The organism is Aurantimonas sp. HBX-1, assembly GCF_021391535.1.
GTDB lineage: Bacteria > Pseudomonadota > Alphaproteobacteria > Rhizobiales > Rhizobiaceae > Aurantimonas.
This window is the reverse complement of sequence record NZ_CP090066.1, coordinates 1,252,034-1,269,319: the sequence shown is the minus strand read 5'-3', so window position 1 is coordinate 1,269,319 and position 17,286 is coordinate 1,252,034. Positions and strand designations below refer to the sequence as shown.

Here is a 17,286-nt window from a genome sequence, read left to right as displayed (position 1 = left end):
TCAGGCCGGCAGGCTTGCCGCCAGCCGCTCCGCCTCGGCGAGATCCTCGACCGTGTTGGCGTTGAAGAACGGATCGACCGGCAGCGCCGGCCAGGCGACGGCGGCAACGCCGTGCCGCGCCGTCCAGCGGTCGACGCGGCGCAGGCCCTCCTCGACCAGCGCCTGGCGCAGGTCATGCCGCAGCCCGACCGGCCACAGCCCGACCACCGGATGCGCCTGCTCGCCGGACGTCGCTACGGCTAGCGGCACGCCGGCGGCGTCGCGCGCTTCGTGCAGACGCGCAACGAGGTCGCGCGGCAGGAACGGGCAGTCCCCCGGCGCGCTCGCCACCCATTCGATGTCCGGCCGATGCTCGGCCGCCCATTCCAGCGCCGCGAGGATGCCGGCCAGCGGGCCGGGATAGTCCTCCACGGTGTCGGCGACGACCGGCAGGCCCCAGGCGGCGAATCTGGCCGGGTCGCCATTGGCGTTGAGCACCAGCCCGTCGCATTGCGGGGCGATGCGTTCGACGACGTGGTCGAGGATCGGTCGTCCGGCGACCGTCCGCATCGGCTTGTCGCCGCCGCCCATCCGGCGCGCCAGCCCGCCGGCGAGGATGACTCCGAGCGTCGCCGGGTGCGCGGCGCCAGCCCCGGTCATGGCCGGTAGCCCTTGCGGTCGGCGAGCGGCGCCTCGGGCGTCGCCTCGATGTCGAGATCGAAGACGATGCGCTCCTGGCCGGCGACGGCGACGAAGCGCTTGCCGCGGGCCCGTCCGACCAGCGTCAGCCCCGCCTTCAGCGCCAGTTCCACGCCCCAGGCGGTGAAGCCGGAGCGCGAGACGAGGACGGGAATGCCCATCCGCACCGTCTTGATGACCATCTCCGAGGTCAGCCGGCCGGTCGTGTACATGATCTTGTCGGACGGATCGACGTCGTTGCGGAACATCCAGCCGGCGATCTTGTCGACGGCGTTGTGGCGGCCGACGTCCTCCATGTAGCAGAGCGGCTGGTCGCCGCGGCACAGCACGCAGCCATGGATCGAGCCGGCGGCGAGATAGATCGACGGCGTCGTGTTGATCGTCCGGGTCAGATGGTAGAGCCAGGAGGTTCGGAGTTCCGCCTGCGGCAGCACCACGCCCTCCATCGACTCCAGCAGGTCGCCGAAGGCCGTCCCCTGCGCGCAGCCGGAGGTGAGCGTGCGCTTGCGCAGCTTCTGCTCGTAGTTCGTCCCCGCCTCGGTCCGCACCACGACGACCTGCAGGTCCTCGTCGTACTCGACGCCGGTGACGACGTCCGCCGGCTTGAGCATGTTCTGGTTGAGCAGGTAGCCGAGCGCCAGATATTCCGGATGGTCGTTGATCGTCATCATCGTGACGATCTCCTGGGCGTTGAGGTAGAGCGTCAGCGTCCGCTCCACCGGCACCCGGATGTCGACGGCAACGCCATTATGGTCGACACCCGTCACGGCTTGCGTCAGAAGCGGGTTGTCCGGGTCCGGCAGGACGAGGGGCGCATCGGGTCGGATCGTTGTGTGCTGCATGGCTCTTACCTAGTTGCCGCCCGGCCGTCCCGCAATCGGCAGGGGGCGCATCCGGGGCCGTGCCCGCCCACAGAGACGACCGAAGGAGCCATGGCGCAACTTTCCGACGACTGCTTCGCCTTTGGCGGGCCCATGCAAACCGTCGACGACACCGTCGCGCTGATCGCCGCCCGCCTGCCGGCCGTGGAGGGCTGCGAGACGGTGGCGCTGGATTCGGCCGACGGGCGGGTGCTGGCGGAGGACCTCGCCGCGCCGTTCCCGCTGCCGCCCTTCACGAACTCGGCGGTCGACGGCTACGCGCTGGCCGGCGCCGACCTCCCGGCCGAGGGCGAGGCCACCTACCGGATCGCCGAACGCCTGCAGGCCGGCATGGCGTCGGCCCGGACGCTGGGTGCGGGCGAAACCGTGCGGATCTTCACCGGCGCGCCGATGCCTGAAGGCGCCGACACCGTCTTCATGCAGGAGGACGTGCGGGTCGCCGATGACGGACGCGTCGTCTTCCCCGCGGGCCTGAAGCGCGGCGCCAATGTCCGCCCGGCGGGCGAGGACGTCGCCACCGGTAGCGTCGTCCTGCCGGTGGGCCGGATCCTGCGGCCGCAGGACGTGGCGCTCGCTGCGGCGCTCGGCCTCACCGGGATCGTCGTGCGCCGAAGGGTGCGCGTCGCGGTATTCTCCACCGGCAACGAGATCGTCGCGCCGGGCGCGCCGCGCGGGCCGGCGCAGCTCTTCGATTCCAACCGCTTCATGCTCGGCGCCATGCTGCGGCGCCTCGGCTGCACCGTCACCGATCTCGGCATCCTCGCCGACGACCAGGCGCGCATCGCCGAAGTGCTGCGCGAGGCCGCCGCCGGGCACGACCTGATCCTCACCTCCGGCGGCGTCTCCACCGGCGAGGCGGACCACGTGAAAGCCAGCGTCGAGAGCGTCGGCACGCTGGTTTTCTGGCGCGTCGCGATAAAGCCGGGCCGCCCCGTGGCGATGGGCGTGATCGACGGCACCGCCTTCATCGGTCTGCCCGGCAACCCCGTCGCCGGCTTCGTCACCTTCGCGCGCATCGCCCGCCCGGCGATCCTCGCGCTCGCCGGGGCACGGGCGCCGGCGCTGGTGGCGACGCCGTTGCGCGCGGCGTTCGCCTACCGCAAGAAGGCCGGCCGGCGCGAATATGTCCGGGTCACCATCCGCCGGGCGGAAGACGGCAGCGTCGAGGCGGTGAAGTTCCCGCGCGAGGGCGCCGGCCTCCTCTCCTCGCTGGTCGAGACCGACGGGCTTGTCGAACTGCGCGAGGACAGCGTCGGCGTCACGCCCGGCGACACCGTGGAGTTCCTGCCCTATTCGAGCCTGCTGTGAGCCGCGCGATGAAGGATGAAGTTCAGTTGACGGCGCCCCGCCGCCCGGCCATCGTCGCCAGCGCATGACCACCACCATCCTCGACCTGTCGGGCCTCAAATGCCCGCTGCCGGCGCTCAAGACCCGCAAGGCGCTGGGCGGCATCGCGCCGGGCGACCGGCTGGAGGTGCGCTGCACCGATCCGCTGGCGCTCCTCGACATTCCGCATCTCGTCAACGAGATGGGCGACCGGCTGGAGCGCACCGACCGGGACGGCGAGCGCAGCGTGTTCGTGATCGAGAAGCTGGCCACGCCCGCCTGACGCCGGTGACGGCGCCGCCTTTTGCAGGCGGCGCGGCGGTCGTCAGTCGCGCCGGCGCTTGATGAATTTCCGCTCGACATGGTGGACCCGCACGAATTCGGCGAGCCGCTCGGCCATCTCCGGCGGCATCGGCGCGACCTCGACCAGCAGGTCGCCGATTTCCGTCATCGATTCGCCCTCCGCCGGATCCGCGGTGACCGCGATCAGCCGGATCCCCGGCTCCTCCGACAGAAGCGCCAGCGTCACCCACAGCCCGGCCTGGCCGGTGGCGAGATTGTCGCGGTAGTTCGCCGTCTCGACGCGGTGGAACTCGACCTCGGTCGAGCCGGCATAGATCAGCGTCGCGTCGCCGTCGCTCCCGAGGACCTGGCCGTCCGGCGTGCCGGGCGCCTCCGGCACGATCGCGGCGATGCGCCAGGCATGCTCGGCCCAGGGGCTGGAGGACGGCCGCCGCTCGACGACGACGCCCACGCGGAAGGCCGGACGATCGATCATCAGCTGGCCTCCGCCGGACCGCGCAGCGGCAGGCCGGCGACCAGGTTCTGCGGCTTCATCCGCACCATGCCGTCCGGCGTCGTCGACAGGAACAGCCAGACCGGGCGGTCGCCGATCGAGGGAAACGCTTCGGCCGGATCCTCGAAGCGCAGCGCGAAGAGGCCGATGATGCGTTCGAGGTCGGCGTCGCGTGTCGCCTCGCCGCGCCAGAGCTGATTGCCGACGCGCATCGAATCGACGTCGAGCCCGACGAACCAGGCCCAGTCGGCCTCCTCCGCCTGCGCCGCCGGCTCGACGCTGACGGCGACGCCGAGAAGGTGGCGCACCCAGATCTCGATCGCCTTCGCCAGTCCGGCGCGCGAGGCGAGCCCGCCGCCGAAGCTCAGCACCAGGTCGAACGCCTCGTTGCGGTGCCCGTAGGATGCGGCGTTCTCGGCGTCGAGGACGTCCAGCTCGGTGACCGCCGGGCCGCTGAACATCGCCAGCAGCGGCGCGGTGTTGCGGCGGCTCTCCTCCTGCAGCTCCACCACCTCGGCATCGGCGAGCAGCAGCGCCCCCTCGTGGACGCTGCTGCGCTGCGGCCGGAAGAACAGCTCCGCCGAGCGCAGCACGAACGGATCGTCGCATCCCTCCAGCGCGTTGCGCAGGATCACCTGGGTCAGCTGGTTGACGAACAGCGGCGGCGTGCCGCTCATCCCGCCCCGCACCAGGTCGAGATAGGCCGCCTCCAGCGTCGGATGCGCCAGCAGCCTGTCCCGGAAGGCCAGCATCACCTGCCAGTTCTCGCGTGCGTCCTCATCCGCCAGCCCCGCGATCTCCTCCGCCGTCACCGGCCGTCTCGGATCGGCGAGCAGCGCCGCATGCAGTGCCCGCTCGGCGTCGCAGGCCTCTTCCGGCGGCATCAGTTCTGGCCGGGCGAAATACGCCTTCAGGAACGCGTCCGTCGGCACCAGCCAGCCGTCCTCGTTACGGTCGAGCAGATGATGACCCGACGAAACCCAGAAATCGCTCATGCCTTGTCCTGCCGGAGTGCGTGAAGGTCGACATGCTCGTCGTAGTCGGCCTCGTCCACCACGATGTCGAAGGCGCGGCTGTGCTCGACGAGACCCTCGCGCTTGTGCAGCGTACGGAAGCGCTCGCGGATGCCCCCGTCCTCGAGCGACCGCTGCACCGCGAGGATCGTGTTGACCGGGTGGTCGCAGAGCGAGGCGGCGAAGGCGATCTCCTCGGCCGCTGCCGCCCGGGCGGTGTCTATGTCCGGCGCGCCAAGACGGGCGACGAGCTGCGCCGCGAGGCCGGCCAGCGCCGCCTCGCGGTCCGCCTCGGTCGCTTCCGTCACCACCACGAGCGTCGACCAGGCAAAGCTCGCGATGCCGAGGAAGCCGGCGCGGAAGGCCTGGCGTTCCTGGCCGCCCAGCGCCGCGATGTCATCGTTGAAGAAGCAGAACGAGCCCGACACCGCCCATTCGCCGGGCTCGGCGGCGCGGGCGAAGACGAACGTGTCCGACGGATCGAGGCGGATGGTGCGGGGCAGTTTCAAAGCCATGGTTCCCCCGTCGCCGGATCGAGCCATGCCGGCACGCGCAGCGCCTCGGCCAGCAGCCGGTCGTCGGCCAGGGCCGCGCCCGCGCCCTCTGCGCGCTGCAGCCAGCGTTTACGCACGGCGTCGAAGCCTTCCGCGTTCCACTCGTTCATCTCCCGCAGGAAATGCCGCGAGAAACCCTCGATCAGGGCCGCGGGGCTGAGTTCCTCGAAACCCTGCTCGTCGAGCCCGCCCAGAAGCGGGCGGAAGCCCGGCTCACCGGCACGCATCACGATCATCCGCACGCTGCAGCCGAGCACCAGCCAGTCCGGCGCCGCATCCTCGCCGGCGTCCGCCGGCCACGCCAGACGCAGCCCGCCGACCAGCGCTCCGTCGACGCGCAGCCCGCCGGGCCAGTCGAAGCCGATCGGCTGCTGCGGCGGCGCATGGATCGCGAGGGCGTCGGCAAGCGCGTTGCCCGCCGCGTAGACGACGCGCCGCGCCGCGGCCAGCGGCTCCTCGGGCTCCAGCACCAGGGCGAATTCGGCCATGTGGAAGCGCCGTGCCCAGACCAGCGTCGCCGCGCCCTTTGTGGCGGCGATGGACTGGGCGTGGCCGAAGGCGTCGCCCGCTTCGCGAAGCGTCACCAGTTGGAAGGGCGGCGGCAGGCTGAGCGCGGCATCGCGGGATAGGGACATGAAATCCATATGAAATTATCGACTTGCGCCAGATTATAATCGTTCTAGATTAGGCGCCATTGCGCATGATGCTCGCGCCAAGGAGACTCTCCGAACCGTGACCTTTACCGAAGCGGACGTCATTCCGCGAGACATAGCCCGTTCGGCCCTTTCCGCCCTGACCCTTCCAGAACCGCCGCTCCTCGCTTTGCACAGCGACGGCGTCGTGCTGGTCTACGGGCGCGACATGACCGCGATCGAGGCGGGCCAGCGCCTGGCCGAAACCCTCGACGTGACCGTGCTGCTGACGGATACGGCAAACATCACGATCCCGGCACCGCTGCCCTTTCCGGTGGCCCGCGGCCGCATCGTATCGGCGACGGGTCATTTCGGCGCCTACGAGGCGACAGTCGACGGGTTCGCGCCACCGCGGCCCGCAGCCGATGGAGGCGTCGCCTTCGGTGCGCCCCGCGATGGGGCGGTCTCGCGCTGCGACCTGATCCTCGACCTTTCCGGCGAGGCGCCGCTGTTTCCCGCGCACGAGGCGCGCGACGGCTACCTGAAGGCCGATCCCGCCGACCCCGAGGCGCTGTCGGCGCGGGTCGCCGAAGCGGCCGAACTCGTCGGCGACTTCGACAAGCCGGTCTACGTCGCCTACCGCAAGGAACTCTGCGCCCATTCGCGCTCCGGCATCACCGGCTGCACGCGCTGCCTCGACGCCTGCGCCATGGAGGCGATCACGCCGGCGGGCGACCATGTGGCGATCGACGCCGCCGTCTGCGCCGGCTGCGGCAATTGCGCCGCCGTCTGCCCGACTGGCGCTGCCACCTACACGCTGCCGACCGTCGACGTTCAGCTCGACCGCCTGCGCACGCTGCTGCTCGAATATCGCGCCGCGGGCGGCCGGGACGCGGTCGTGCTCTTCCACGACGGCTATGTCGGCGCCCCGCTGATCGAGGCGGTTGGCGCCGATCTGCCCGCCAACGTCCTGCCTTTCCCGGTCAACGAGATCAAGCAGATCGGCCTCGAGAGCCTTGCCGCCGCGCTCGCCTACGGCGCCGCCGCGGTACGGATCCTGGCCCGCCGGGAACCGCGCAACGGCATCGTGACTCTCGCGGCGACGGTCGCCCTCGCCGCCGACGCGGCGAAGGCGCTGGGCTATGGCGAAGGTGCCTGCAGCATCGTGCATGCCGACGCGCCGGGCGACGTCCTCGCCGGGCTTGCGCTGCTGCCGCTCGGCACGCCGAGCCCGGACCCGGCGACCTTCAAGCCGGTCGGCAACAAGCGTGGCCTGCTGGAGCTCAGCCTCGGGATGCTGCACCAGGTCGCACCGACGCCGGTGCCGGTCGTGGCCTTGCCCGAGGGCGCGCCCTTCGGCGCCGTCGACGTTGAGGTCGATGGCTGCACGCTCTGCCATTCCTGCGTCACCGCCTGCCCGACCGGCGCGCTGTCGGCGGGCGAGGACCGGCCGATGCTGCGTTTCCTGGAAAGCGCCTGCGTCCAGTGCGGCCTCTGCGAGGCGACCTGCCCCGAGGACGTGATCACCCTGCGGCCGCAGCTCGACTTCGCTGCCTGGGCATCGCCGCGCAGGACGCTGAAGGAGGAAGAGCCGTTCTGCTGCATCAGCTGCGCGAAGCCCTTCGGCACCAGGAGCACGATCGAGCGGGTCATCGCCAAGCTGGAAGGCTCGCACTGGATGTTCTCCGGCGAGAACGCCCGGCGGCTGGATGCCATCCGCATGTGCGAGGACTGCCGCGTCGAGGCGGTGCTCAACGAGGGGATCGACCCCTATGCCGGGCCCCAGCGGCCGAAGACGCGCACCGCCGACGACTACAAGACCAATCCGGATCAGTGGGATAGCTGACCGTCCTGATTCCAAGTCTCAGCGGGTCGCGCGGACCAGGAACTCGACCAGCGCATCGCGGTCGGCCGCCCGGTTGATCGTCTGCTCGGGCATCTTCGTGCCGGGCGTAAAGGCGTGCGGTCCGATCTCGAAGAGCCGCGCCACGGTCTCCGGCGTCCAGACGATGTCGTGGCCCGAGAAGGCGTCGGAGTAGTCGTAGTCCGGCAGGGAGGCGATGCGTCGGCCCATGATGCCGTGCAGCGTCGGGCCCGCCCGCACCCCCTCGCCGGGCTGCAGCGTGTGGCAGGCGACGCAGGCGCGATAGACCTTGGCGCCGGGATCGCCGGCATAGCGCGCCAGCGGGTCCTCGACGCCCTCGGCGATGCCGGAATCGAGACTGGCGCCTGTCGCGGCGTTCCAGCGCCGGATGACATTGTCGTTGCCGCCGGTCAGGAGCTCGTTGCTGCCCGGCACGAAGGCCAGCGACCAGACCGGCAGGCCGGGCCCGACCAGCGTGCGCTCCGGCGCCAGGTCGTCAGCCGAGAGGATCGCGATGGCGCCGCGCAGGCCGGACGCGGCGACGCGCCGGCCGTCGCTGGCGACCGCGATCACCGGTGTCGGCGCGATTTCCGCTTCCGCCAGGATCGTCCCACCGGCGTCGACCAGGCGCAGCCGCCCGTCGGCGCCGCCGATCGCCAGCCTGTCCCGGCCGGGAACGAGCGCCAGTGCGTTGAGCGGTGTCGGAAAATTCACCACCCGGACGGGCCCTGTCGCCGGCCATATCCGCAGCGTCGCGTCGTAGCCGATCGTCGCGACCTCGCCCGAGCCGAGATAGGCGACGCCGTTGACGTTGCCGGTATGGCCTTCGAGGATTCGCGGCGTCCCCTCGTCCGCGAGCGGCCAGACCCGCGCCGTGCCGTCCCAGGCGGCCGAGCCGAGCGAGCGGCCGTCGGGCGACAGCGACAGCGCCACGATCGGACCCTGATGGCCTTCGAGGATCCGCTCCGGTCTTGTCCCGTCCTCGGGCCAGATGGCGATGCGCCCGTCCTCGCCGCCAGTGACCGCCCGTCCGTCCGGCAGCAGCACGGCGGCATTCACCGCACCGTCGTGGAAGCGCATCACCTTCTCGGCGGAACTCGTAGCCAGCGACCAGCGGATCGCCGTCGAATCGAAGCTGCCGGAGAGCGCGGCGGCACCATCGGCACCGACCGCGAGGCCGCGGATCGGCCCGCCATGCCCCCGCAGTTCCGCGGCGCGGAGGCCGGAAAGCGCGAGCAGCACCGCGAGCAGGGCAATCGACAGGCGGATCATCGGCAGGCCTCGAGCAATCGACGGTGGGCCAAGCGCGCCCTGCAGAAGGGCTCGCGGCGCTTGCATTGTGCCGGTATCGCGCAAACATGGCATCCATGAGCAATGATTTCTTCGCGCGCTGGTCGCGCCGCAAGCTGGAAGAGGCGTCCCCCGAGCCGGTCGATGCCGACGCGCCGGTTCCGGAGGCCGGGGATACCGCGGCGCCGATCGAGGCCGTGGCCGAGCCGTCGGGCGATCCGATCACCGAGGAGGAGCTCGCGGCCCTGCCCGATCCCGACAGCGTGACCGCCTGGCCCGACATCGCCGGCTTCCTGCGCCAGGGTGTTCCACTGGCCCTCCGCAATCGGGCGCTGCGGCGGATCTGGAGCCTCGATCCGTCGATCCGCGACTATGTCGGCGATGCCCGCGACTATGCCTGGGACTGGAACGTGCCGGGCGGGATGCCCGTCTCCGGTCCGCTGTCGGCGAGCACCGATGTCGGCAAGATCGTCCGCGGCCTCTACGAGCCGGCTCCGGAAGAGCCGCCGAGGCCGGCCGAACCGCTCGTTGAGCACGAAGAAATGATCGACCCCGTTCCCGATCGCGGAACGGGGGAGGCGCAGGCCGCCGTCACGGAACCCGCAGCGCCGCCAGCCACGGCCGAACCGCCTGCGAAAGCTGAGCAAATTCAGACGGTACGCGTCACCCGGCACGGCGGCGCCCTGCCCTCCTGAACCTGGCTCCAACCTGTTTGGAATGACTACAAAAAGAGCTTGGCGCGCATGTCATGGCGCTTTAGGATCGTTCCATGATTCAAGGCGTCGGATGCAGGCACTCCCGGGTGCGGAAATGACGGAACTACCCCGCGCGGTCTCGGCAGCAATGGCCCCCGGCAGCGCTGAGCCGTTCGAGAGCCAGCATTCGTTCGACCTCTTCCGGGCGCACCACTACGCCCTGCTGGCCAGGCTGCTGGCCGAGGCGCCGAGCGAGACGACGCTGCAGCATCTCGCCGCACTCCAGGGCGACGCCACCCCGCTTGGACGCGCCCATGCCGCGCTCGCCGAGGCGGCGCGCACCGCCCGCCCTTCGGTGCTGGAACGCGAGCATTTCCATCTCTTCGTCGGCGTCGGCCGCGGCGAGATCGTGCCGTACGAATCCTTCTATCTGACCGGTTTCATGCAGGAGAAACCGCTGGCCCGGCTCCGTCAGGACCTCGCCATGCTCGGCATCGAGCGCAAGCCGGGCACGGTCGAGCTGGAGGACCATGTCAGCGTCCTCTGCGAGATCATGGCGGGACTTCTGGACGGCTCTTTCGGGACCGCCGACGATGCCGCGTCGGGGTTCTTCCGGGCGCATCTCGAGCCCTGGACGCCACGCCTCTTCGACGATCTCGCGGCGGCAGAGGCGGCAAATTTCTACAGACACGTGGCCATACTTGGCCGGACATTCATGGCCATCGAAGCCGAGGCCCTGGCCCTCGCGGCCTGAAGGCAAAAAAAGCATGGTCCGGCCGCCCAGCCGGATTTGGGGAGAGAAACGATGACGACACAGAAGCGCGAGCCGATCGATCGCCGTACCTTCCTGCGCAGCGCCACCGGCGTCGCCGGCCTGGCCGCGACCGCCGCGGTCATGACCCCGGCGATGGTGACGGACGCCGAGGCGTACGATCCCGGCGAGGACGAGACGCGGACCAAGTACCAGCCGGACAGCGCCGACGTGCAGGCCTTCTACCGCACGAACGGCTACGAAACCCTCGACAGGAAGTGAGGCGGCGATGCTCACCAAGCGCAAAGACGGCCAGCCCGGCCGCGCGATTCCCGTGGCTGCCGGCGCCCGTTCGCCGGGCGTCGATCGCCGCACCTTCCTGAAGCAGTCGGGGATCGCGGTCGGCGGCCTCGCGGCTTTCGGATCGATGATGCCCGGCGCCGTGCGCAAGGCAGACGCGGCCATCCCCGCGCCGATGCCCGGCGTCGAGATCACCATCAAGAAGAACATCTGCACGCACTGTTCGGTCGGCTGCACGGTGACCGCGGAGGTGCAGAACGGCGTCTGGACCGGCCAGGAGCCTAGCTGGTCGAGCCCGATCAATCGCGGCACCCACTGCGCCAAGGGCGCGGCGATCCGCGAGATCGTCTTCGGCGACCGGCGGCTGAAATACCCGCTGAAGCTCGTCGACGGCGAGTGGCAGCGCCTGTCCTGGGAGCAGGCGATCGGCGAGATCGGCGACAAGATGCTCGAGATCCGCGAGCAGTCCGGCGCCGACGCGATGTACATGCTCGGCTCGGCGAAATTCACCAACGAGGGTGCCTACCTGTTCCGCAAGTTCGGTGCCTTCTGGGGCACCAACTCGGTCGACCACCAGGCCCGCATCTGCCACTCCACGACCGTGGCCGGTGTCGCCAACACCTGGGGCTACGGCGCCCAGACCAACTCCTACAACGACATCCGCAACGCCAAGACCATGATCATCATGGGCGGCAACCCGGCGGAGGCGCATCCGGTCGCCATGCAGCACGTGCTGGCCGGCAAGGAAATCAACCGCGCCAACATGATCGTCGTGGATCCGCGCTTCACCCGCACCGCGGCGCACGGCACCGAATATGTCCGCATCCGCTCCGGCACCGACATCCCGGTGATCTGGGGCATCCTCTGGCACGTCTTCGAGAACGGCTGGGAGGACAAGGAGTTCATCCGCACCCGCGTCTACGGCATGGACGAGGTCCGCAAGGAAGTCGCCAAGTGGACCCCGGAAGAGGTGGAGCGGGTCTCCGGCGTTCCCGGCGAACAGCTGAAGCGCGTCGCCTACCTGTTCAGCCAGGAGAAGCCGTCGACGCTGATCTGGTGCATGGGCGCGACGCAGCACACGGTCGGCACCGCCAACGTGCGGGCCTACTGCACCCTCTGCCTGGCGACCGGCAACGTCGGCAAGCCGGGCACCGGCGCCAACATCTTCCGCGGCCACACCAACGTGCAGGGCGCGACCGATCTCGGCCTCGATGTCACGTCGCTGCCGCTCTACTACGGCCTCACCGAGGGCGGCTGGAAGCACTGGTCCCGCGTCTGGGAAGTCGAATACGAGTGGCTGCAGAGCCGCTTCGACGAGGTTCCCGCCAAGGGCGGGCGCAAGGCCCGGTCGCGCAAGGACAACATGGAGACCCCGGGCATCACCTCCACGAGGTGGTTCGACGCGGTGAACCTGCCGGAGGAGGACATCGACCAGCGCTCGGCGCTGCGCGGTATGTTCATCATGGGTCACGGCGGCAACACCGTGACGCGCATGCCGGAGATGATGAAGGCGCTGGAGAAGCTCGAGCTGCTGGTCGTCGCCGACCCGCACGCCACGACTTTCGGCGCGATCAAGGGCCGTCGCAACGGCACCTATCTCCTGCCGATCGCCACCTCGCTGGAGTGCGACGGCTCGCGCACGGCATCCAACCGCTCGCTGCAGTGGGGCGAGAAGATCGTCGAGCCGGCCTTCGAGGCCCGCAACGACTACGACGTGATCTATGATTTCGCCGAGAAGCTCGGCTTCGGCGCCGAGATGTTCAAGAACATCGCGGTCGAGGGCGGCCATGTGCTCGCCGAGGACATCCTGCGCGAGATCAACCGCGGCGGCTTCTCCACCGGCTATTGCGGGCAGTCCCCCGAGCGCCTCAAGGCGCACATGCGCAACCAGGACAAGTTCGACCTCGTCACGCTGCGCGCGCCCGCCGACACGCCCGACGTGGGGGGCGAGTATTACGGCCTGCCCTGGCCGTGCTGGGGCACGCCCGAGATGAAGCATCCGGGATCGCCGATCCTCTACCGGACCGACGTGCCGGTGTGGGAAGGCGGCGGCACGTTCCGCGCCCGCTTCGGCGTCGAGCGCAACGGCGTGACGCTGCTGGCGGAGGATTCGTTCTCGAAGGGCTCCGAACTCACCGACGGCTATCCGGAAATCAACTACGGCATCCTGCGCAAGCTCGGTTGGGACACCGACCTGCGGCCGGAAGAGCGCGCCACGATCCTGCGGATCGGCGCCGACAAGCCGGACGCGGTCAGCTGGGCGACGGATCTGTCCGGCGGCATCCAGCGCGTCTGCATGGATCACGGCGTCATGCACTACGGCAACGGCAAGGCCCGCGTCGTTGCATGGAACCTGCCGGATCCGGTGCCGATCCATCGCGAGCCGATCTACACCTCGCGGCCGGAACTCGTCGCCAAGTACCCGACGCGGCCGGACGAGATGCAGTTCCGCATTCCGAACATCGGCATGTCGGTGCAGCAGTCGGCGGTCGATCGCAACGTCGCGCAGGCATTCCCGATCATCCTCACCTCCGGCCGCCTGGTCGAGTACGAGGGCGGCGGCGAGGAGACTCGGTCGAACCGTTGGCTGGCCGAGCTGCAGCAGGAAATGTTCGTCGAGATCAACCCGGCCGACGCCGCGGCGCGCGGTGTCAGCGACGGCCAGGTCGTGTGGGTCTCGGGAACCGAGAACGGCGCGCGGGCGCGGGTGAAGGCCCTCGTTACCGAGCGCGTCGGGCCGGGCGTGGCGTTCATGCCCTTCCACTTCTCGGGCCATTACCAGGGCGAAGACTGGCGGTCGCACTATCCGGCCGGGACCGATCCGCTGGTGCTGGGTGAACCGGTGAACGCCCTGACGACCTACGGATTCGATCCGGTGACGGGCATGCAGGAAACCAAGGTTGTGCTCTGCCAGATCGCAGCGGCTTAAGGAGGCGACAAGACAATGGCGCGGATGAAATTCCTCTGCGACGCGGACCGCTGCATCGAGTGCAATGCCTGCGTCACGGCCTGCAAGAACGAGCACGACGTGCCGTGGGGCATCAACCGGCGGCGGGTGGTGACGCTCAACGACGGCAAGCCGGGCGAACGCTCGGTGTCGATGGCCTGCATGCACTGCACCGACGCGCCCTGCGCGGCGGTGTGCCCGGTCGACTGCTTCTTCACCACCGCCGACGGCGTCGTCCTGCATTCCAAGGACCTGTGCATTGGCTGCGGCTACTGCTTCTACGCCTGCCCGTTCGGCGCCCCGCAATATCCGCGGGTCGGCAATTTCGGCTCGCGCGGCAAGATGGACAAGTGCACCTTCTGCGCCGGCGGTCCGGAAGCCGACAGCTCGGAGATCGAGTACGCCAAGTACGGCAAGAACCGGCTGGCGGAAGGCAAGCTGCCGATGTGCGCCGAGATGTGCTCGACCAAGTCGCTGCTCGCCGGCGACGGCGAGATCATCGCGACGATCTACAAGGAGCGGGTGGCGCAGCGCGGCTACGGCACCGGCGCCTGGGGCTGGCAGACGGCCTATCGCGAAACCCTGGGGGCATGAGACGGCGATGAACATCATCCGCACGCTCGCCTTCGGGGCGACACTGGGACTGGCCACCATCGCTAGCCTGCCGGCGATGGCGCAGATCACCGACGGCAACACGCCGACGCGCACCGAATCCATCGATCCGCCGGGCGGGGCGCTGCCTGACGGCGTCGACCCGAGCGGCGCCAACCCCACCGCCGAGTCGCCGACGGAGCAGCAGCTCCTGAACGCGCTGCAGGGCGGGCGCATCGACGGGCGCGTCTCGATCCCCGACGCCAAGGCCGCGGTTCTCGAACAGCCGCAGGGACGCGAGTATCGCTCCTTCCGCGAGGGCTGGCTGCCGTGGATCGGCGGTCTTGCGATCCTCGGCATGATCGCCCTTCTGGCGATCTTCTACTTCACCCGCGGCCGGATCATGATGGAGCCGGGCGAGATCACCGGACGGAAGATCCTGCGCTTCAGCTTCTTCGAGCGCTTCAACCACTGGATGACGGCCACCGCCTTCATCCTGCTGGCACTGACCGGCCTCAACTACATCTTCGGCAAGCGGCTGCTGTTCCCGCTGATCGGCGCCGACGCCTTCGGCGCGATGAGCCAGTGGAGCAAGTACGTCCACAATTACGTCTCGTGGGCCTTCATGCTGGGGCTCGTGTTCATGATCGTCGTCTGGATCAAGGACAACATTCCCTCGAAGACCGACATGCGCTGGATCAAGGAATATGGCGGCTTGGTCGGCGACCGTCATCCGCCTGCGAGGCGCTTCAACGCCGGGCAGAAGGTCATCTTCTGGTCGGTGGCGCTGGGCGGCCTCGCTCTGTCGGTGTCCGGCGTCCTGATGCTGTTCCCGTTCTCGGCGCTCGACATCAACGGCATGCAGATGGCCCAGTACGTGCACGCCATCATCGGCGTGCTGCTGATCGCCGTCATCATCGCCCACATCTATATCGGCTCGCTCGGCATGGAGGGCGCCTACGACGCGATGGGCAGCGGCAAGGTCGATCTCGGCTGGGCCCGCACCCATCACAGCCTGTGGGTCGAGGAAGAGCAGGCCAAGACGGCCAAGGGCGCACAGCTGCGTCCCGACGCGACGCCGGCGGAGTGACGACATGCGCCTTACGCGACTGATGATCCTTCTCGCCGCCTCGACGGCCGCACCGCTGGCGCTGGCGCAGACGGCGACGCCGCCGGCCGCGACCACGCCGGCACCGCCGGCCGCCGCGACGCAGGCGCCGCCGGCGCAGGCCGCACCCTCCGCCGCACAGCCATCCGCACCCGCGGCGGCTGCACCGGCACCTGCGGCACCCGCGCCTGCGGCCGCCGCTCAGGCACCCGCTGCCGGCGCGCCGGCAACGACCGAGGCGGCAGCCGCCACCACCGGCCCTGCCAATCTCTGTACGGAACTCGTGACCTTCCTGACGCCGAAGCCGCCCGAGCCGGCGACCGCGCCCGCAGGTCAGGCCGCGCCCGCTGCTCCGCCGGCCGCCCCAGGCCAGCCGGCTCCGGCCGCGAGCCAACAGGCGGCTGCGGCCGCACCGGGCCAGGCAGCACCAGCTGCCGCGGGCCAGCCCGCTCCGGCCGCTCAAGCCGAAGCGCAGCCGGCCGCAGCAGGGCAGCCAGAGCCGGCGGCGCCCACCGATACGGCCGAGGCGCCGCCCGCCGCTCCCGGCGATGCCGAAGCGCCGGTCGAAGAGGGCGCGCTGGACAGCGAAGTACAGCCGACGGCCAGAGACGGCGAGACCGTCGCCGAGGAGTCGGAAGGCGGGTCTGCCCAGGACTCGTCCAATCAGGCCGGCGCCGCCGTCGAGGCGCCGGTCTCGACCAACGCGCCCGTTGCGGAGGGTTCGGGCCAGAATGCACCGCAGACCTCCGGCCTGAGCGCGCCCATCCCGACCACGCCTGAACCGCAGAAGAAGGCGCCGACGATGTCGCTTGCGGAGGGCCAGGCTCTGGCCGACGCCAACGACATCGCGGGATGCCAGGAGGCCGCCCGCTCGATGCGCCGCGAAGGCGTCGACATGCCGCCGGCGCTCATCGCCCTCGCGGCCCTCGACATGCAGTACCAGCAGATGGCCGCTCCCGCCGCCCCGGCGGCGACCCCGGCCAGCCCCGGAGTGAACCAGTGAAAGCCATCGTTTCGGGAATTCTGATCGCAGGCGTCATCGCCGTCGTGGCCTCGTTCGCGCTGTCGGAAGCGCAGCGTCCGGCTTACGAGCGCTACAGCACCAATAGTGTCCGGGTCGGCGATCCCGGCCATAATCTGGTTGGCGACTGGAGCGACAACGAGCTGGCCGAAATCGAGGGCTGAACGGCCCTCGTCAGCGATGCTTTTGCGGATCGCGCCGGCCGCTATTCGGCGACCGGGCCCGCGCGTTTGCGCCGCGCCGCCAGGATCTGCGACAGGGTCACGGGCCGGAAGTTCCAGGCGTCGACCCCCACGTCGTACTGGCGCGTCAGCGGCTTGAGCTTGCCGTGCGAGTGCCCGTGCAGGTCGATGGAGCCCTTGCCCATCTGGTTCCAGGTCCGGAACGCGTAATGGCAGAGGATCACCAGCCTCCCCTCGACGGTGATCTCCTTGTAGGTCTGGACGCTCTCCCATCCGGCCGCGTCGATCGTCGTGGCGTCGTCGTTGTTGCCGACGATCAGTTGCTTGCGGCCGTTGAGCCGCGCCAGCAGCGCCGATTTCATCGCAGCGTCGCCGCGCGCGAAATCGCCGAGATGCCAGACGATGTCGTCCGTGCCGACCGTCTGGTTCCAGTTTTCGATCAGCGCCTCGTCATGTGTCGCGAGGTCCGGGAACGGACGCCGGTCGATGCGCAGGATGCGCGGATCGTTGAAATGCGTGTCGGCGGTGAAGAACATGGGTCGGTGCGGTAACAGCTCCGGCGGCTCGCCGCCAGCCGGGCGGGAGATGCCGACGGTGAAAGCAAAGGTTCCCCTACCTTTGCGTCGGCGCTTGCGACATAATGGGTGAGTCTGGGGG

Annotated in this window: 19 protein-coding genes; 11 read left to right on the top strand and 8 right to left on the bottom strand. The window is 69.8% G+C overall.

Annotation, left to right across the window (positions count from 1 at the left end; all coding sequences use genetic code 11):
• Complete coding sequence (mobA, locus tag LXB15_RS05990) at window positions 1–639, bottom strand: molybdenum cofactor guanylyltransferase MobA (RefSeq protein ID WP_233951653.1); 639 nt, start codon at window positions 637–639, stop codon at window positions 1–3.
• Window positions 636–1,520, bottom strand: coding sequence for a formate dehydrogenase accessory sulfurtransferase FdhD (locus LXB15_RS05985; RefSeq protein WP_233951652.1), 885 nt, complete (start codon window positions 1,518–1,520; stop codon window positions 636–638). Before LXB15_RS05985 ends, mobA begins: the two co-directional genes overlap by 4 nt.
• A 90-nt stretch (window positions 1,521–1,610) precedes the next feature.
• Between LXB15_RS05985 and glp the strand changes: the two genes are divergently transcribed.
• Complete coding sequence (gene glp / locus LXB15_RS05980; protein ID WP_233951651.1) at window positions 1,611–2,867, top strand: gephyrin-like molybdotransferase Glp; 1,257 nt, start codon at window positions 1,611–1,613, stop codon at window positions 2,865–2,867.
• Window positions 2,868–2,931: 64 nt separating this feature from the next.
• On the top strand, window positions 2,932–3,168 hold the full coding sequence (locus LXB15_RS05975) for a sulfurtransferase TusA family protein (RefSeq protein WP_233951650.1): 237 nt from the start codon (window positions 2,932–2,934) through the stop codon (window positions 3,166–3,168).
• A gap of 42 nt (window positions 3,169–3,210) precedes the next feature.
• Here LXB15_RS05975 and LXB15_RS05970 read toward each other — a convergent pair whose 3' ends face one another.
• From LXB15_RS05970 to LXB15_RS05955, 4 genes are read right to left on the bottom strand one after another with little or no spacing between them, the layout of a single operon-like run.
• Window positions 3,211–3,663 (bottom strand): DUF3305 domain-containing protein, encoded by a 453-nt coding sequence (locus LXB15_RS05970; RefSeq protein ID WP_233951649.1) that lies wholly within the window; start codon window positions 3,661–3,663, stop codon window positions 3,211–3,213.
• Window positions 3,663–4,676, bottom strand: coding sequence for a DUF6352 family protein (locus LXB15_RS05965; protein WP_233951648.1), 1,014 nt, complete (start codon window positions 4,674–4,676; stop codon window positions 3,663–3,665). The genes LXB15_RS05970 and LXB15_RS05965 overlap by 1 nt, the downstream gene beginning before the upstream one ends.
• Window positions 4,673–5,209, bottom strand: coding sequence for a DUF6505 family protein (locus LXB15_RS05960; protein WP_233951647.1), 537 nt, complete (start codon window positions 5,207–5,209; stop codon window positions 4,673–4,675). Before LXB15_RS05960 ends, LXB15_RS05965 begins: the two co-directional genes overlap by 4 nt.
• A complete protein-coding gene (locus LXB15_RS05955) occupies window positions 5,200–5,883 on the bottom strand; it encodes a biotin/lipoate--protein ligase family protein (RefSeq protein WP_233951646.1) in 684 nt (227 codons plus the stop codon). The genes LXB15_RS05960 and LXB15_RS05955 overlap by 10 nt, the downstream gene beginning before the upstream one ends.
• 97 nt (window positions 5,884–5,980) lie before the next feature.
• Between LXB15_RS05955 and LXB15_RS05950 the strand changes: the two genes are divergently transcribed.
• Entirely contained in the window at window positions 5,981–7,726 is a 1,746-nt protein-coding gene (locus LXB15_RS05950) for a 4Fe-4S dicluster domain-containing protein (protein ID WP_233951645.1), read from the top strand.
• A gap of 18 nt (window positions 7,727–7,744) precedes the next feature.
• Here LXB15_RS05950 and LXB15_RS05945 read toward each other — a convergent pair whose 3' ends face one another.
• Entirely contained in the window at window positions 7,745–9,016 is a 1,272-nt protein-coding gene (locus LXB15_RS05945) for a c-type cytochrome (protein WP_233951644.1), read from the bottom strand.
• A gap of 23 nt (window positions 9,017–9,039) precedes the next feature.
• Between LXB15_RS05945 and LXB15_RS05940 the strand changes: the two genes are divergently transcribed.
• The 8 genes from LXB15_RS05940 (at window position 9,040) to LXB15_RS05905 (ending at window position 16,611) form a co-directional block, all read left to right on the top strand.
• Window positions 9,040–9,729: a DUF3306 domain-containing protein gene (locus LXB15_RS05940; protein WP_233951643.1), complete on the top strand. Its 690-nt coding sequence runs from the start codon at window positions 9,040–9,042 to the stop codon at window positions 9,727–9,729.
• Between the two features lie 115 nt (window positions 9,730–9,844).
• Entirely contained in the window at window positions 9,845–10,483 is a 639-nt protein-coding gene (locus tag LXB15_RS05935) for a molecular chaperone (protein ID WP_233951642.1), read from the top strand.
• A gap of 51 nt (window positions 10,484–10,534) precedes the next feature.
• Window positions 10,535–10,762, top strand: coding sequence for a formate dehydrogenase (locus LXB15_RS05930; protein WP_233951640.1), 228 nt, complete (start codon window positions 10,535–10,537; stop codon window positions 10,760–10,762).
• A gap of 7 nt (window positions 10,763–10,769) precedes the next feature.
• Window positions 10,770–13,709 carry a formate dehydrogenase subunit alpha gene (locus tag LXB15_RS05925; protein WP_233951639.1) on the top strand — a complete coding sequence of 980 codons (2,940 nt, stop codon included), beginning with the start codon at window positions 10,770–10,772 and terminating at the stop codon, window positions 13,707–13,709.
• Window positions 13,710–13,724: 15 nt separating this feature from the next.
• On the top strand, window positions 13,725–14,321 hold the full coding sequence (gene fdh3B, locus LXB15_RS05920) for a formate dehydrogenase FDH3 subunit beta (RefSeq protein ID WP_233951637.1): 597 nt from the start codon (window positions 13,725–13,727) through the stop codon (window positions 14,319–14,321).
• A 7-nt stretch (window positions 14,322–14,328) separates the two neighbouring features.
• Window positions 14,329–15,408, top strand: a complete 1,080-nt coding sequence (locus LXB15_RS05915; protein WP_233951635.1) for a formate dehydrogenase subunit gamma — start codon at window positions 14,329–14,331, stop codon at window positions 15,406–15,408.
• Between the two features lie 4 nt (window positions 15,409–15,412).
• Window positions 15,413–16,429, top strand: coding sequence for a hypothetical protein (locus LXB15_RS05910; protein WP_233951634.1), 1,017 nt, complete (start codon window positions 15,413–15,415; stop codon window positions 16,427–16,429).
• The gene (locus LXB15_RS05905) at window positions 16,426–16,611 is read left to right on the top strand and encodes a hypothetical protein (RefSeq protein WP_233951632.1); all 186 of its coding nucleotides are present in this window, start codon (window positions 16,426–16,428) and stop codon (window positions 16,609–16,611) included. Before LXB15_RS05910 ends, LXB15_RS05905 begins: the two co-directional genes overlap by 4 nt.
• A 41-nt stretch (window positions 16,612–16,652) precedes the next feature.
• Here LXB15_RS05905 and LXB15_RS05900 read toward each other — a convergent pair whose 3' ends face one another.
• Complete coding sequence (locus tag LXB15_RS05900) at window positions 16,653–17,165, bottom strand: metallophosphoesterase (RefSeq protein WP_233951631.1); 513 nt, start codon at window positions 17,163–17,165, stop codon at window positions 16,653–16,655.
• Window positions 17,166–17,286 lie beyond the last annotated feature (121 nt).

Bases quoted from the DNA above. Each gene is read 5' to 3' on its own strand.
- LXB15_RS05965 (WP_233951648.1), bottom strand. From the start codon at position 4,676: ATGAGCGATTTCTGGGTTTCGTCGGGTCATCATCTGCTCGACCGTAAC.
- LXB15_RS05945 (WP_233951644.1), bottom strand. From the start codon at position 9,016: ATGATCCGCCTGTCGATTGCCCTGCTCGCGGTGCTGCTCGCGCTTTCC.
- mobA (WP_233951653.1), bottom strand. From the start codon at position 639: ATGACCGGGGCTGGCGCCGCGCACCCGGCGACGCTCGGAGTCATCCTC.
- glp (WP_233951651.1), top strand. From the start codon at position 1,611: ATGGCGCAACTTTCCGACGACTGCTTCGCCTTTGGCGGGCCCATGCAA.
- LXB15_RS05930 (WP_233951640.1), top strand. From the start codon at position 10,535: ATGACGACACAGAAGCGCGAGCCGATCGATCGCCGTACCTTCCTGCGC.
- LXB15_RS05960 (WP_233951647.1), bottom strand. From the start codon at position 5,209: ATGGCTTTGAAACTGCCCCGCACCATCCGCCTCGATCCGTCGGACACG.
- LXB15_RS05910 (WP_233951634.1), top strand. From the start codon at position 15,413: ATGCGCCTTACGCGACTGATGATCCTTCTCGCCGCCTCGACGGCCGCA.
- LXB15_RS05935 (WP_233951642.1), top strand. From the start codon at position 9,845: ATGACGGAACTACCCCGCGCGGTCTCGGCAGCAATGGCCCCCGGCAGC.
- LXB15_RS05985 (WP_233951652.1), bottom strand. From the start codon at position 1,520: ATGCAGCACACAACGATCCGACCCGATGCGCCCCTCGTCCTGCCGGAC.
- LXB15_RS05900 (WP_233951631.1), bottom strand. From the start codon at position 17,165: ATGTTCTTCACCGCCGACACGCATTTCAACGATCCGCGCATCCTGCGC.
- LXB15_RS05915 (WP_233951635.1), top strand. From the start codon at position 14,329: ATGAACATCATCCGCACGCTCGCCTTCGGGGCGACACTGGGACTGGCC.
- LXB15_RS05925 (WP_233951639.1), top strand. From the start codon at position 10,770: ATGCTCACCAAGCGCAAAGACGGCCAGCCCGGCCGCGCGATTCCCGTG.
- LXB15_RS05970 (WP_233951649.1), bottom strand. From the start codon at position 3,663: ATGATCGATCGTCCGGCCTTCCGCGTGGGCGTCGTCGTCGAGCGGCGG.
- LXB15_RS05975 (WP_233951650.1), top strand. From the start codon at position 2,932: ATGACCACCACCATCCTCGACCTGTCGGGCCTCAAATGCCCGCTGCCG.
- LXB15_RS05955 (WP_233951646.1), bottom strand. From the start codon at position 5,883: ATGTCCCTATCCCGCGATGCCGCGCTCAGCCTGCCGCCGCCCTTCCAA.
- fdh3B (WP_233951637.1), top strand. From the start codon at position 13,725: ATGGCGCGGATGAAATTCCTCTGCGACGCGGACCGCTGCATCGAGTGC.